General features: G+C 64.7%; 14 protein-coding genes. 12 read left to right on the top strand and 2 right to left on the bottom strand.

Annotated elements, in window-relative coordinates; genetic code table 11:
- The first annotated feature begins 84 nt into the window (after positions 1 to 84).
- The 12 genes from M622_RS37435 (at position 85) to M622_RS37385 (ending at position 10,675) form a co-directional block, all read left to right on the top strand.
- Positions 85 to 786: a YceH family protein gene (locus M622_RS37435; RefSeq protein ID WP_021250856.1), complete on the top strand. Its 702-nt coding sequence runs from the start codon at positions 85 to 87 to the stop codon at positions 784 to 786.
- A 79-nt stretch (positions 787 to 865) separates the two neighbouring features.
- Positions 866 to 1,654, top strand: coding sequence for a prolipoprotein diacylglyceryl transferase (lgt, locus tag M622_RS37430; RefSeq protein WP_021250855.1), 789 nt, complete (start codon positions 866 to 868; stop codon positions 1,652 to 1,654).
- Between the two features lie 144 nt (positions 1,655 to 1,798).
- Complete coding sequence (locus tag M622_RS37425; RefSeq protein ID WP_031347518.1) at positions 1,799 to 3,193, top strand: malonyl-CoA decarboxylase; 1,395 nt, start codon at positions 1,799 to 1,801, stop codon at positions 3,191 to 3,193.
- 115 nt (positions 3,194 to 3,308) lie between these two features.
- A complete protein-coding gene (locus tag M622_RS37420; protein WP_021250853.1) occupies positions 3,309 to 5,765 on the top strand; it encodes an EAL domain-containing protein in 2,457 nt (818 codons plus the stop codon).
- Complete coding sequence (locus tag M622_RS37415) at positions 5,762 to 6,952, top strand: hypothetical protein (protein ID WP_021250852.1); 1,191 nt, start codon at positions 5,762 to 5,764, stop codon at positions 6,950 to 6,952. The genes M622_RS37420 and M622_RS37415 overlap by 4 nt, the downstream gene beginning before the upstream one ends.
- Positions 6,939 to 7,388 carry a hypothetical protein gene (locus M622_RS37410; protein WP_021250851.1) on the top strand — a complete coding sequence of 150 codons (450 nt, stop codon included), beginning with the start codon at positions 6,939 to 6,941 and terminating at the stop codon, positions 7,386 to 7,388. Before M622_RS37415 ends, M622_RS37410 begins: the two co-directional genes overlap by 14 nt.
- Before the next feature lie 127 nt (positions 7,389 to 7,515).
- Entirely contained in the window at positions 7,516 to 7,749 is a 234-nt protein-coding gene (gene hemP, locus M622_RS37405) for a hemin uptake protein HemP (protein WP_021250850.1), read from the top strand.
- A 43-nt stretch (positions 7,750 to 7,792) separates the two neighbouring features.
- Positions 7,793 to 8,032, top strand: a complete 240-nt coding sequence (locus M622_RS39965) for a (2Fe-2S)-binding protein (protein ID WP_084520808.1) — start codon at positions 7,793 to 7,795, stop codon at positions 8,030 to 8,032.
- Positions 8,029 to 8,508 carry a bacterioferritin gene (bfr, locus tag M622_RS37400; RefSeq protein WP_021250849.1) on the top strand — a complete coding sequence of 160 codons (480 nt, stop codon included), beginning with the start codon at positions 8,029 to 8,031 and terminating at the stop codon, positions 8,506 to 8,508. The genes M622_RS39965 and bfr overlap by 4 nt, the downstream gene beginning before the upstream one ends.
- Positions 8,509 to 8,693: 185 nt before the next feature.
- Positions 8,694 to 9,467 carry an energy transducer TonB gene (locus M622_RS37395; RefSeq protein ID WP_021250848.1) on the top strand — a complete coding sequence of 258 codons (774 nt, stop codon included), beginning with the start codon at positions 8,694 to 8,696 and terminating at the stop codon, positions 9,465 to 9,467.
- A gap of 3 nt (positions 9,468 to 9,470) precedes the next feature.
- The gene (locus M622_RS37390; protein WP_021250847.1) at positions 9,471 to 10,244 is read left to right on the top strand and encodes a MotA/TolQ/ExbB proton channel family protein; all 774 of its coding nucleotides are present in this window, start codon (positions 9,471 to 9,473) and stop codon (positions 10,242 to 10,244) included.
- Positions 10,244 to 10,675, top strand: coding sequence for an ExbD/TolR family protein (locus M622_RS37385; protein ID WP_021250846.1), 432 nt, complete (start codon positions 10,244 to 10,246; stop codon positions 10,673 to 10,675). Before M622_RS37390 ends, M622_RS37385 begins: the two co-directional genes overlap by 1 nt.
- 85 nt (positions 10,676 to 10,760) lie before the next feature.
- Here M622_RS37385 and M622_RS37380 read toward each other — a convergent pair whose 3' ends face one another.
- Positions 10,761 to 11,177, bottom strand: a complete 417-nt coding sequence (locus M622_RS37380; protein WP_021250845.1) for a Fur family transcriptional regulator — start codon at positions 11,175 to 11,177, stop codon at positions 10,761 to 10,763.
- Positions 11,178 to 11,387: 210 nt separating this feature from the next.
- On the bottom strand, positions 11,388 to 12,383 hold the full coding sequence (locus M622_RS37375) for a cytochrome-c peroxidase (RefSeq protein ID WP_021250844.1): 996 nt from the start codon (positions 12,381 to 12,383) through the stop codon (positions 11,388 to 11,390).
- Between the last annotated feature and the right edge of the window lie 66 nt (positions 12,384 to 12,449).

The following is a 12,449-nucleotide window of genomic DNA, read 5'->3' as shown; positions in this document are numbered from 1 at the left end:
AACTGTGCAGAAAGGTCGGTGATTCTAACGCGCGCAACGAAGCATGCGTATCATCCCGGCTCTCGCCTTAGCTCAGGAGCCATCATGCAAGCGCCCACCCCCGCCACCGGGTCGTCCGCCGAATCTTCTGCCGAGGCGGGTTTCGATCTCGACGCCGTTGAAATCCGCGTGCTCGGCGTGCTCATCGAGAAAGCCTTCGTCACCCCCGACGCCTATCCGATGTCGATCAACGCCATCCTCACCGGCAGCAACCAGCTCACCGCGCGCGAGCCGGTGATGAGCCTGTCGGAAGCCGAAGTGCAGGCTGCGATCGACAGCCTGATCGGGCGTCGCCTGGTCTCCAAGCGCGACCAGCCCAGCGCCCGCGTCGCCAAGTACGAACACCTGGTGCGCCTGCGCCATTCGCTACCGCCGCCCGAACAGGCGGTGCTGGCGACACTGATGCTGCGTGGCGCGCAGACTGCGGGCGAGTTGCGCCAGCGCTGTGAGCGCCTGCACCGTTTTGACGACATCGCTGCAGTTGATGCCGTGCTCGAACACCTGGCAGAAAAATATCCGGCGCTGACGCGCCCCCTGGCGCGCGCGCCCGGCACCAAGGAGACCCGCCACGTCCATCTGCTCGGGGGCGAAGCCGCGGTGGAAGAGATGGCCGAAAGCCAGCACGCAGGCGGCGCCAGCGCTGGGCGCGGCCGCATCGCGGAACTGGAGGACGAAGTGCGCAGTCTGCGTGAAGACGTGGAGGCGCTGCGCAGCGCCTTCGACCTCTTCCGCCAGCAGTTCGACTGAACATGCGCACCACCAGGCCGGCTGCCCTGCAGCGCGGCCTGGCCTCCAGACACTGCTGCCCCCGCCGAGCGCTGCACCCATGCTGATCCATCCCCAGTTCGACCCCATCGCCTTCTCCGTCGGCCCGCTTTCGGTGCGCTGGTATGGGTTGATGTATCTCATCGCCTTCACCCTCTTCATCGTGCTCGGGCGCCTGCATGCGCGCCGCCGCCCCGAACTGGGCTGGAACGCCCAGATGCTGGACGATGTGCTGCTGTATGGGGTGCTTGGGGTGATCATCGGCGGGCGCCTGGGTGAAGTGCTGTTCTTCCAGCCTGGCTATTACATCGAGCACCCGGCGCAGATCCTCGCCATCTGGAAGGGCGGCATGAGCTTTCACGGCGGCTTCCTCGGCGTCCTCGCCGCGATGTGGCTCTACGGCAGGCGTCACGGCAAGGGCTTCTGGCAGGTGACCGACTTCATCGCCCCGCTGGTGCCGACCGGCCTGGCCGCCGGGCGCATGGGCAACTTCATCAATGGCGAGTTGTGGGGGCGGGCGGTGGACACCGAACTGCCATGGGCGATGGTCTTTCCCTGGGTGGACGCCTTGCCACGCCACCCGTCGCAGCTGTATCAGGTGCTGGGCGAGGGTATCTTGCTGTTCATCATCCTGTGGACCTACTCTGCCAGCCCGCGCCCGCTGCGCGCAGTCTCGGCGATGTTCCTGATCGGCTACGGCAGCCTGCGCTTCGGCGCGGAATTCTTCCGCACCCCCGACCCCGGCATCTTCGGCACCCTCGCGTTCGGCCTGTCGACCGCACAGTGGCTGTGCGTGCCCATGGTGATCATCGGCGCCGTCGTGTTGCGCCAAAGCAAACGCGGCACATAGACGCAAGCCTCACCGCGGCCAGCGCTCAGCAACTGAATCCAAGCTCCGCCGTGACATGCCTCCTCACTCGCCACCGCAATTCGGCAAGTGTGCGTCAGGCAAGCGTTATGATCGAACGGTCACGCATAGGGACTCAGGGAAACCATGTCAGAGACCGGACTCGTATCGCGCAGCCTCTCCCGCATGAGGCAGCTGATGAACGGCAGGGGCGAGCAGGCGACCGAACCCACGGCACGCAGCCTGGAGAGGATTCGCGCGCAACTGCACGAATGTGCTGAAGGCCGCGGCGGTGAAATCTCCACACGCCAGCGCGCGGCGCGCCTTGCCGAAGCCTATCTGCGCCTCGACGACAGCGGACGCAAGGCGGTCCTGCGCATGATCGCGCTCGAATTCGGCCCCGATCCGGCGCAAGTTCAGGCCGCACACAGCGCTTACCAGGCTGCAGTCAACACGCCCGCGCAATGGGACGCTGAAGCGCAGTTGCGCGCCGCCATGCGTTCGCGCCGGCTGCGCATCCTGACCCAGTTCAATGCCATCCCGCAGGGCGTCAAGTTCCTCGTCGACCTGCGCGCCGACCTGCTGCGCTTCGTCGTCGACGACCCCCAGCTCAAGCCCCTGGACCGCGAACTCGAAGCCCGCCTGTCAGCGTGGTTTGACGTCGGCTTTCTCGAGTTGCAGCGCATCACCTGGGCCTCTCCGGCCGCGCTGCTGGAAAGGCTGGTGCAATACGAGGCGGTGCACGAGATCCGCTCCTGGGATGACCTCAAGAATCGCCTCGACTCGGACCGCCGCTGCTATGCCTTTTTCCATCCGCGCATGCCGCTCGAACCGCTCATCTTTGTCCAGGTGGCGCTGCTCGAAGAGCTTGCCGACGATGTGCAGCGCCTGCTCGACATCGAGGCGCCCCTCACCGATGCCAGCAAGGCCACCACGGCGATCTTCTACTCGATCAGCGCCACCCAGGCCGGTCTGCGCGGCGTCTCCTTCGGCAACTTCCTGCTCAAGCGCGTTGTGGACGATCTCCAGCGCGACTTCCCCCGCCTCAAGACCTTCGCCACCCTGTCACCCCTTCCCGGCCTGATGCGCTGGGCTCAACGCAACCCGCAGGAGCTGGCGCAGGTCTTCAGCGCGAGCGACTGGAAGCGCCTCGCCGCCGCGGGCGTGGACGGGCCGGAGAGCCCGCAGCTGGCCGCCCTGCTGGAGGGCACAAGCGAAGGCGCGGGCACATGCCTGTCCGCCCCGCAACTCACCCCTGCCCTGCGCGAACCCCTGCTGCGTCTGGCCGCACGCTACCTGATGCACGCCAGCCGGGATGACAAGCCGGTGGACGCCGTAGCACGCTTCCATCTTGGCAACGGCGCGCGCATCGAACGCCTGAACTGGCTGGCCGATACGTCGACGAGAGGTCTCACGCAATCATGGGGGATCATGGTCAACTACCTATATGATCCTGATCGCATAGAGAGCAATCTTGAGGCCTTCGCCGCGGGCGGACGCATTGACGCCTCCACGACCGTCAAACGCCAGGCGAAGCGTTGAAGTTGCAGCGCGCTCCGACACCCTGGACTGAGAGCCCAGGCTCGCCCGGGGATACTTCAGAAACTCGTCTCCAGACCTGCGTTGTACATGCACTGGAGAGCGCCGGACCCCCTTGATGTCCTTCACCTTTCGCTCCTCTTCGATCCGCTTCCGGCTGCTGCTGGCCAGCACCACCGTGCAGGTGGTGCTGCTCAGCCTGCTGCTGGCCAACAGCGTGCGGCTGATGAACAACGCCGCATCGGCCAGCCTGGACACCACCATCAGCCAGAATGCAAGCATGCTGCACGCCATGGCCACGACCTATGGCGAGCAGCAGCGCTACGAGGAACTGGAGGACGTGCTCGGTGAACTACTGGTGGGCGCGAGCGAAGGCCTGGTCTACGTGCGCATCGTCACCCCCGATCTTCAACCACTGGTGAAGGCCGGGCTGGTCGACATGGCAGAACTGCCAGAACCGACGGTGATCCGCACCAGCTTCTTTGAAAACGTGTTCGGCAACGAACTCGTGCATGTACGCCGCCCCCTGCTGCTGCCGCGCAACGAAGTCGGCGTGCTCCAGTTTGGCGTGTCGATTGCCGGCCTCGCTGCCGCCCGCAGCGCGATCACCGAGCAGGGGCTGGCGATCGCGCTGTCCGAGATCGTGCTCACCTTCCTGCTGCTGTCGACCGTGGGCTATCTGCTCACGCGCAATCTTGGGCGGTTGCTGGCGGGCAGCAAGGCCATCGCAGACGGCCATCTCGAGCACCGCGTACCTTTCTTCGGCAACGACGAACTTTCCACCATCTCACGCCACTTCAACATCATGGCGGCCACCTTGCAGCGGCGCATGGCCGAACTGCAGGACACGGCGGGACGCCTGAAGGCCAGCGAGGAGCGCCACGCACTTGCCATGCGGGGCGCAAACGACGGCCTGTGGGACTGGGATCTGCCTGCAGACACGGCCTATTACTCTGATCGTTTCTGCGAAATCCTCGGACTTGCGCCAGGCGGCCTCGCCGCCACGCCTGACGCCTTCCTCGACTTCATCCACGCCGATGAGCTGCCTGCCTATCGCGAGCGCATGATCGAGCACCTCAAGGGCAAGAGCTCGCGATTCATGATGGAGCACCGGGTACGCTTGCCCGACGGCAAGTATCGCTGGGTCCTGACCCGCGGCGTGGCGCGCCGCGACGACTCGCGCCAGATCACGCGCATGGCCGGCTCGATCAGCGATATCGACATCCGCAAGCGCGCCGAGGAGCAGCTCATTCACGACGCGCTGCACGACGGCCTGACTGGCCTGCCCAATCGCGCGCTGTTCATCGAGCACGTCAATCGCGCCCTCGCCCAGCGTCGTCGCGATGACGACGACGATGGCGAGGACGAAGTCGCGGTCGTCGCCATCAATGTCGAGCGCTTCAGTCTGGTGAACGACAGCTATGGCCATGCGGTTGGTGACGAGTTGCTGCGCCGCGTCGCGGCCCACATCAGCACGGCGATACGCGAAGGCGACGTCGCTGCCCGAGTGGGCGGAGATCAGTTCGCGGTATTGCTGAACGGCCTCTCGTGTTCAGCCGACGCCCTGCGCGTGTGCGAGACCCTGGTGGCACTACCCTCGTTTTCGGTGCCCACGGCCGATCGTATCCTCCATCCACGCTGTCGCGTCGGCATCGCCTTGAGTGAGGCGGATGACGAGGACGCGCAGGCCTTGCTGCGCGACGCGGACAATGCCCTGCACAAGGCGCGCCAGAGCGAAACCGCACCCATAGAGTTTTTCCATGCCTCCATGCACGCTCAGGCGGTGCGCACGATACAGCTCGAGTCCGACCTGCGCTGGGCGCTCGCCCATGGCGGGCTGGCGGTGCATTACCAGCCCATCGTCGCACTGTCCGACCACCGCACGGCAAGTTTCGAAGCGCTGGTGCGCTGGCCGCACCCGACGCATGGCTTGCTCTCACCGTCCGAGTTCATCCCGCTCGCCGAGACCCTGAACCTCATCCACGGCCTGGGCATGGAAGTCCTGCGCATCGCCTGCGCCGACATCCGCAACTGGAAGAACCTCCCGGAAAACCTGCGCGCGCGCGTCAGCGTCAATCTTTCCGCGCGCCAGCTCGCCCGGCCGATGCTCGCGACCGAATTGCTGGCCGTCATCGACCGCAATGGCCTGCCGCACGAACTCATCCGCTTCGAGGTCACCGAGAGCATCCTTGCCCGCCCCGACGGCCCCGCAACCCGCAACCTGAGGGAGTTGCGCCATGCCGGCATAGAGATCCTCATCGACGACTTCGGTACCGGCTTCTCAACCCTGAGCTACCTCCATACAATGCCTTGCGATCAGGTCAAGCTCGACGGCTCCTTCGTGCGCTCGATCACCGAAGATCGCCGTCTGCAGGCCATCGTGCGCCGCAGCATCGAACTCGCCCATGATCTTGGCATGACCGTTGTCGCCGAATGCATCGAGGACGAACAACAACTCGATGTCCTGCGCGAACTCGGCTGCGACTACGGCCAAGGCTACTACTTTGCACGTCCCCAGGACCGCGACCGGACGCTGCAGTGGATGCGTCAGGAAACGGAAAAGGCAACACCGTGAAATACAGACTGGCAACACTTGCGGCCATCATCGCCGCCCACGCCGCACCCGTGAGCGCCGCCACCGACGCCATCACCTTCTCCGGCTTCGGCACCCTGGGCGCGGTGCTGACGCACTCTGACGACCTCCAGTTCAGGCGGGTGGGTGTCGAGGCTCCCGGCACACAGAGCGTGGACTTCGCCCCCGACACCGTACTGGGCGTACAGACCAACTTTCGCCTCGGCGACAGCGCCGAAGCCGTGCTCCAGGTATTGAGCCGTGAAACCCCTAAAAACACTTACACTCCGCGCGCCTCACTCGCGTTCCTGAGCTACTCCCTCTCCCCCGAGTCCACGCTACGGGCGGGGCGCCTGCGCTTGCCCACCTTCATGCTCTCGGACTCCATGCTCATCAGCTATGCCCATCCCTGGGTGCGCCCGCCGGTGGAAGTCTATGGACTCAGCCCATTTTCCGACCTGGATGGCATCGACTTTTTTTACCGCAGGCGAATCAAGGATGTGGACGTCGAACTCCACCCCTATCTGGGGCGCAGTCAGCTCGATATCGTGCAAACCGGCCACAGCTCACTGTCGCATCTGCGCGGTCTGAACATCGGGCTATCCAGCGGCGCCCTCACCCTCCATGCGGGCTACGCACGAGCAAGGCTCGACATGCGCTGGGGCGATCCCTTCACCAGCCGCCTGCTCGATGCACTGCAAAGCGCTCCCGGCGGTGAACACATCATTGCCAAAATGCAGGGCAGCGACGCTGCCACCTCGTTCACCTCCGCCGGTTTCCAGTGGGACGGTGAGCGCTGGCTGTTGATCGGGGAGTACGCTGCGCGTCGTGCCGCGGCCTTTGCGAACAGTGCCTACGGCTGGCATCTCACCGTCGGCCGTCACATCGGGCCGTTCACGCCTTATCTCAAGCTCGCCCGCACCATACAGACCAGCCCGATCATCAGTGATCAGCTCAGTGCAGGGCAACCGGCGCTGCAGCGCTTCAACGCCTCGCGCAATGGCGCCCAACGCAGCTTTGGCGCGGGCCTGCGCTGGGATCTGCGCCACGACGCCGCCTTCAAGATGGAGTTCGCACGCACGCACACCGACAACGACTCATGGGGGGCGTTCTTTCCTGTCCACCACTTGACGCGCGTCAGTGATCGTACGATCAACACCCTGAGTGTCTCGATAGATGTCGTCTTCTAAGCGCCATGGCCCTCTGCGGCGCTGGATCGCGCTCGCATCGATCCTGCTGATGCTTGCCGCGCCCGCGGTACGCGCCGAGATCGTGCTCGTCACCGCAATGGACAGCGCGATCGAGGCACTGAGCCGTGACGAGGCCGAGCAGTTGTATCTGGGACGGCGCGCCACGCTCTCCGCACGTGGCGCGTTGATATTGCTGGATCTGCCGTCCGGGCCGGTACGTGACCAGTTCTACCGCCTGCTCACCGGCAAGAATCCAAGTCAGATCAGGGCCTACTGGTCGCGCATGGTGTTTACCGGTCGCGCACTGCCGCCCACTGAATCAGCCAATGTGAGCGATGCCCACCGCATCCTGCTGGAAAACCCCAACGCCATCGCCTACCTGCCCGCGACTTACGCCGAGGATCCCAGTCTGCGGGTTCTCCTGCGCCTCGAGTAGCACCCCGACGGGCTTGATCGCCCCGGCCTTACCCTCTTAGTCCGCCGCAAAATATTCAACTCCAGCATTGACGTACTCAAGGCACACATGCTGTAATGAGAATCGTTATTGTTTCCATAAGCAAGCAATGTACCCCCGACAGGATCCGTACCGCACGCAGGCCGACCATGATGAGGCGCTCGATGAGCCCCTCATCGAGCCTCGGCCCAAGGCCAGCAGCGGCTCAGACACACTGACCGCCAGCCAGACACTGTCGACCGCGTTGCTGCTCGCGGGCCGCAGTGCGGTGACCATCGAGCATCAAGGCGTGCACTACGTGCTGCGCGCAACCCGTTCCGGAAAGTTGATCCTGACCAAATAAGTCAGGGCTGCCGTCGGGCAGAATTGACCATCGAGGCTAAACTATGTACGTCTGTGTGTGCAACGCCGTAACCGAGCGCGATATCGCTGCAGCCGTGTGCGATGGGATGACGACGCTGCGTCAACTGCGACGGGATCTGGGCGTCACGGCCGATTGTGGACGCTGCGCGCGCTACGCTCACGACTGCCTGCGCTCGGCGCTCGCTCAGCACACTGACCAGGCGGTCGCGACTGCGCCCGCCTTCGCTCGGCCTACTTTACCGCTCGCTCTGGAGGCAACATGAAAGGTGACAAGAAAGTCATTCAGCTTCTCAACAAGCAGCTGACCATCGAACTGACAGCGATCAACCAGTACTTCCTTCATGCCCGCATGTACAAGAACTGGGGTTTCACCCGCCTTGGCAAACACGAATACGACGAATCCATCGAGGAGATGAAGCATGCCGACATGCTCATCGAGCGCGTGCTCTTCCTCGACGGCCTGCCCAATCTGCAAAACCTCGACAAACTGCTCATCGGCGAGAACGTCAAGGAATGCATGCAGGGCGACCTGCAGGTCGAACTCGGTGGGCGCAGCAACCTGATCGAAGCCATCGGTTACTGTGAATCGTGCCAGGACTACGTCTCACGCGAACTTTTCGAGCACATTCTCAGCGATACCGAGGAACACATCGATTACCTCGAAACCCAGCTCGGCCTGATTGAAAGCGTGGGCCTGCAGAACTACCTGCAAGCGCAGATGGACCCAAGCGCATCCTGAGCCCAGAGCGCAAGCGCTGAGCGTACGCGTTCCGGCGCGACCCGTGCCCGCGCTTCGTGCGCGTGGCAGTACTGCCTGTGCCTTCTCCTTCGCCGATGAACTCCGCCTCTGCCGCTCTGTCGCCGTTGTCACGCCAGCCACTCCCCATGCCCCGCAAGCGCCCCGCCCCAGCCACTGGCGCGCCCATGCGGCTGCCTGCCAGCAGCGCGAGACTGGGTGAGGGCGGCGCGCTGCAACGCCTTGGCCTTGCGGGACTGGTCATCATCGCCCACGCTGCAGGCCTTGCACTGCTCGTCCAGTTCGCGAACCGGCCCGTCCTCATTCCTGAGCTCACGACGATCAGTCTGGCACTGATTGAGGCCGAACCCGCGCTCACGCCGGAGCCCCCAGCGCCCGCTCCCAGCGTGCCACCGACTCCACCCCAGCCGAAAGTGGAAAAGCTGGAGCCGCCACCGCCCAAGCCTCAGCCCGCACCTGAACCCATCACCAAACCGAGCCCCAAGCCCACCCCCAAACCGGCCCCCAAACCGAAGCTGACGCAGTCCGCAAGCGCACTCAGCCAAACCGAACCCACTCCCGAGCCCACCTCCGAGCCCACCGTCGCGCCGGCCCCAGTCGCCCCCGCTCCTGCCGTCGCTGCGGCGCCAGTGCGCGAGGCAGCACCTGCAGCGCTCACCGCCGCCCGCTTCGATGCCGCCTATCTGAACAACCCAGCACCCGCCTACCCCATGCTTTCACGTCGCCTGCGTGAAGAGGGCGAGGTCATGCTGCGCGTACTGGTCGCTGCCGACGGCCAGCCCATGCGCATCGAGGTGCGCACCGGCTCCGGCTCGGAGCGCCTCGACCGTGCCGCCGAAGACGCCGTCGCACGCTGGCGCTTTGTCCCCGCTCGGCGCGGCGATACCGCGGTGGAAGCCTGGGTGCTGGTGCCCATCGTCTTCAAACTCAAAGGGAACTGAACCATGGAAACCATGCCGGCTTTCGGCCTCGCCCACCTGTGGGCTCAATCCGACGCCATCATCCGCGGCGTCGCGCTGGTCTTGCTGCTGATGTCGGTGACGAGCTGGTATCTGATCCTCGCACGCACGCTGCGCCAGCTGCGCGCGCGCAAGCATGAGGACGCAGTGGAAGCCTTCTGGGCCGCACCCGATCTCGACAATGGGCTGCAGCGCCTGCGCACGCTGGCGCCACAATCACCGTTCGAGGCCCTCGCCCTGCAAGGAGCAGCCGCGACCCAGCACGTGCGCCGGCATACACACAGCGACACGCTCGGCGGCAAGCTCGACGCCGACAAGGTCATCACCCGGGCGCTACGCAAATCGATCGTGCTGTCGACCTCCGCGCTCGAGTCGGGCATGACCCTGCTCGCCTCCATCGGCTCCACCGCGCCCTTCGTCGGCCTGTTCGGCACCGTATGGGGCATCTACCATGCGCTGGTCAATATCAGCGCCTCGGGCATGGCCACGCTGGACAAGGTGGCCGGACCGGTCGGTGAGGCGCTGATCATGACTGCCTTCGGTCTGTTCGTCGCCATCCCCGCCGTGCTCGCCTACAACACCATCGCCCGCAGTAACCGGGTCGAGCTCACCGAGCTCGATGCCTTCGCCCACGATCTGCACGCCTGGTTCTCGACCGGCACGCGCATCTCCCCCCTCAGCGCCCAGCTCTGCACACCGGCAAACACCGCGCACGCCGCACCGACACAGGCGAAGAACGTGGCCCACGGAGCCGCGTGATGGCTTTCGGCAGCTTCAACGACGGCGACAGCCGTCCCCTGCAGAGCGACATCAACATGGTGCCGCTGATCGACGTCATGCTCGTGCTGCTGATCGTCTTCATGATCACCGCACCGCTGCTAACGCACTCGGTGAAGATCGACCTGCCTCAGGCCTCCAGCCAGCCCACGCAGGAAAAGCCACAGACCGTGGCGCTGTCGATCAGTGCCGATGGGCAGCTGTTCTGGAACAACGAGCTCGTCGACGCCACCACCCTGCCCGCACGGCTGGCCAGCGCCGCGGCCCAGACCCCTCAGCCCGAACTGCAGCTGCGCGCGGATCGCGACACGCGCTACCAGCAGCTGGCCGAAGTGATGTCACAAGCACGCGCCGCCGGCATCGAAAAGATGGGCTTCATCACCCAACCGGATACGAAGGCGGCCGAGCGCTGAAGCGGTGCACGGCCATAGGCACGCGCAGCGCCGGGTTGAACCGACTGGAGGCCCGGCCTCGGCCACGCTCCGGCCGACCGGGTCATCAACTGCGTTTGCTGCGCACGCGCACGATCAGATCGATCTCCTCAAGCTCGAAGCCTGGGGGCAGCATCGGCACACCGACCACCTGCAGCGCGTCACCCGCAAGGTCCCAGACCTGGCCCGTGTCGACGTCATAGAGGTGGTGATGGGCGCTGGCGTTGGAATCGAACACCGCCCGGTCGCGGTCGACAATCAGCTCGCGTACCAATTTTTTCTCGCAGAACAGGCGCAGCGTGTTGTAGACGGTCGCGCGCGAGGTGTCGGGCGCACGCACGCGCACGCGCTCGAGCACCTGCTCGGCCGTCAGATGCACCGGCTGCGCGAACAGGACGCGGGTGATCTCGATACGCTGCTGGGTAACGGGAAGGCCGACGCTGCGCAGGCAGGCGATGGCCTCGGCGGGGGTATGGATGTTCATGTCTCTCTCCGGCTCCGGGCCTGATTCCGTGCCTGACCCCGGGCTGACTTTCACGCTGCAGCGGCGACCGTGCAACGCTTGAACGGATCACAGGAGAAAGTCGGCAGGCAGGTCGGCAAGGCGTCAGGGGGCAAGTCTGAGCTTGCTCGCTCGTGCGTCAACAACAAGCCCGGCCCTTCACACGAGGACGGCCGGGCTCTGGCTACAGGCTCACTCCCAGGGATTGGGCTTGGGCGTGTCGTTGGAAGACGGCGGCAGCAAGGGCATCACGAAAGTCGGCTGATCGCCGGTGAGCGCCTTCAGGAAGGCCACGATGTCAGCGATCTCTGCCTCGCTGTACTTGCGTCCCAGTTGCAGACGCCCCATCACATCCACCGCCTCCTCCAGCGTTGCCGCCTCACCGTCATGGAAGTACGGATAGGTGAGTTCGACGTTGCGCAAGGTCGGCACCTTGAAGTTCATGCGGTCGGCGTCATTGCCGGTAACGGCGGAGCGGCCTTCGGCGGGGTTGTTGGTCTTGTAGGGCTCGAACAAGCCCATCTTCTGGAACGAGGTTCCGCCCATCGCCGGCCCGTTATGACAGGCCACGCAACCGCTCTCCTTGAACAAGCCATAGCCGGCGAGTTCGCGGTCGGTGAGCGCCTTGTCGTCGCCCTTCAGCCAGGCGTCGAAGGGTGAGTTGGGCGTCACCAGGGTCTCCTCGAAGGCAGCAATCGCCTGCGTGACCTTGTCGATGTTGATCGCAGCCGAGCCGAACACCGACTTGAATTCGGCGACATAGCCGGGGATGGAGCGCAGGGTGCCCACCGCCAGATCGTGGGTGAAGGCCATCTCGCCCGGGTTGGCGATGGGGCCACCGGCCTGCTCCTTGAGGTCAGCCGCGCGCCCATCCCAGAACTGCGCCACCGCCAGGCTGGAGTTCAGCACCGTGGGCGAGTTGATCGGGCCCTGCTGCCACTTGTCGCCGATGGACGTCTTCAGGTTGTCGCTACCGCCCATGGACAGGTTGTGGCAGGAGTTGCACGAAATGAAGCCCGAACGCGACAGACGCGGATCGAAGAACAGCTTCTTGCCCAGCTCAACCATGGCAGGGTTGGTGACCTTTGCCGCCTGAATCGGCTCGATCGGCTCGTCACGAACGGTCGCCGCCCATGCGCTGCCAGCCAGGGCCAACGCGGATGCAATCGCAATCGCCTTGAGTTTCATGATGTTCTCCTTGCTTGATTGAAATGGAATGCCAGGTTTTTAGACTCATTCTAAGATTGGCGTCCA

The sequence above is a fragment of the Thauera terpenica 58Eu genome, from assembly GCF_000443165.1.
In the GTDB taxonomy this organism is placed as follows: Bacteria; Pseudomonadota; Gammaproteobacteria; order Burkholderiales; family Rhodocyclaceae; genus Thauera; species Thauera terpenica.
This window is presented reverse-complemented; position numbering and strand designations above follow the sequence as displayed.

Excerpts from the sequence above, each read along its gene's own strand:
- M622_RS37435 (WP_021250856.1), top strand. The coding sequence starts at position 85 with ATGCAAGCGCCCACCCCCGCCACCGGGTCGTCCGCCGAATCTTCTGCC.
- lgt (WP_021250855.1), top strand. The coding sequence starts at position 866 with ATGCTGATCCATCCCCAGTTCGACCCCATCGCCTTCTCCGTCGGCCCG.
- M622_RS37425 (WP_031347518.1), top strand. The coding sequence starts at position 1,799 with ATGTCAGAGACCGGACTCGTATCGCGCAGCCTCTCCCGCATGAGGCAG.
- M622_RS37420 (WP_021250853.1), top strand. The coding sequence starts at position 3,309 with ATGTCCTTCACCTTTCGCTCCTCTTCGATCCGCTTCCGGCTGCTGCTG.
- M622_RS37410 (WP_021250851.1), top strand. The coding sequence starts at position 6,939 with ATGTCGTCTTCTAAGCGCCATGGCCCTCTGCGGCGCTGGATCGCGCTC.
- hemP (WP_021250850.1), top strand. The coding sequence starts at position 7,516 with ATGTACCCCCGACAGGATCCGTACCGCACGCAGGCCGACCATGATGAG.
- M622_RS39965 (WP_084520808.1), top strand. The coding sequence starts at position 7,793 with ATGTACGTCTGTGTGTGCAACGCCGTAACCGAGCGCGATATCGCTGCA.
- bfr (WP_021250849.1), top strand. The coding sequence starts at position 8,029 with ATGAAAGGTGACAAGAAAGTCATTCAGCTTCTCAACAAGCAGCTGACC.
- M622_RS37395 (WP_021250848.1), top strand. The coding sequence starts at position 8,694 with ATGCGGCTGCCTGCCAGCAGCGCGAGACTGGGTGAGGGCGGCGCGCTG.
- M622_RS37390 (WP_021250847.1), top strand. The coding sequence starts at position 9,471 with ATGGAAACCATGCCGGCTTTCGGCCTCGCCCACCTGTGGGCTCAATCC.
- M622_RS37385 (WP_021250846.1), top strand. The coding sequence starts at position 10,244 with ATGGCTTTCGGCAGCTTCAACGACGGCGACAGCCGTCCCCTGCAGAGC.
- M622_RS37380 (WP_021250845.1), bottom strand. The coding sequence starts at position 11,177 with ATGAACATCCATACCCCCGCCGAGGCCATCGCCTGCCTGCGCAGCGTC.
- M622_RS37375 (WP_021250844.1), bottom strand. The coding sequence starts at position 12,383 with ATGAAACTCAAGGCGATTGCGATTGCATCCGCGTTGGCCCTGGCTGGC.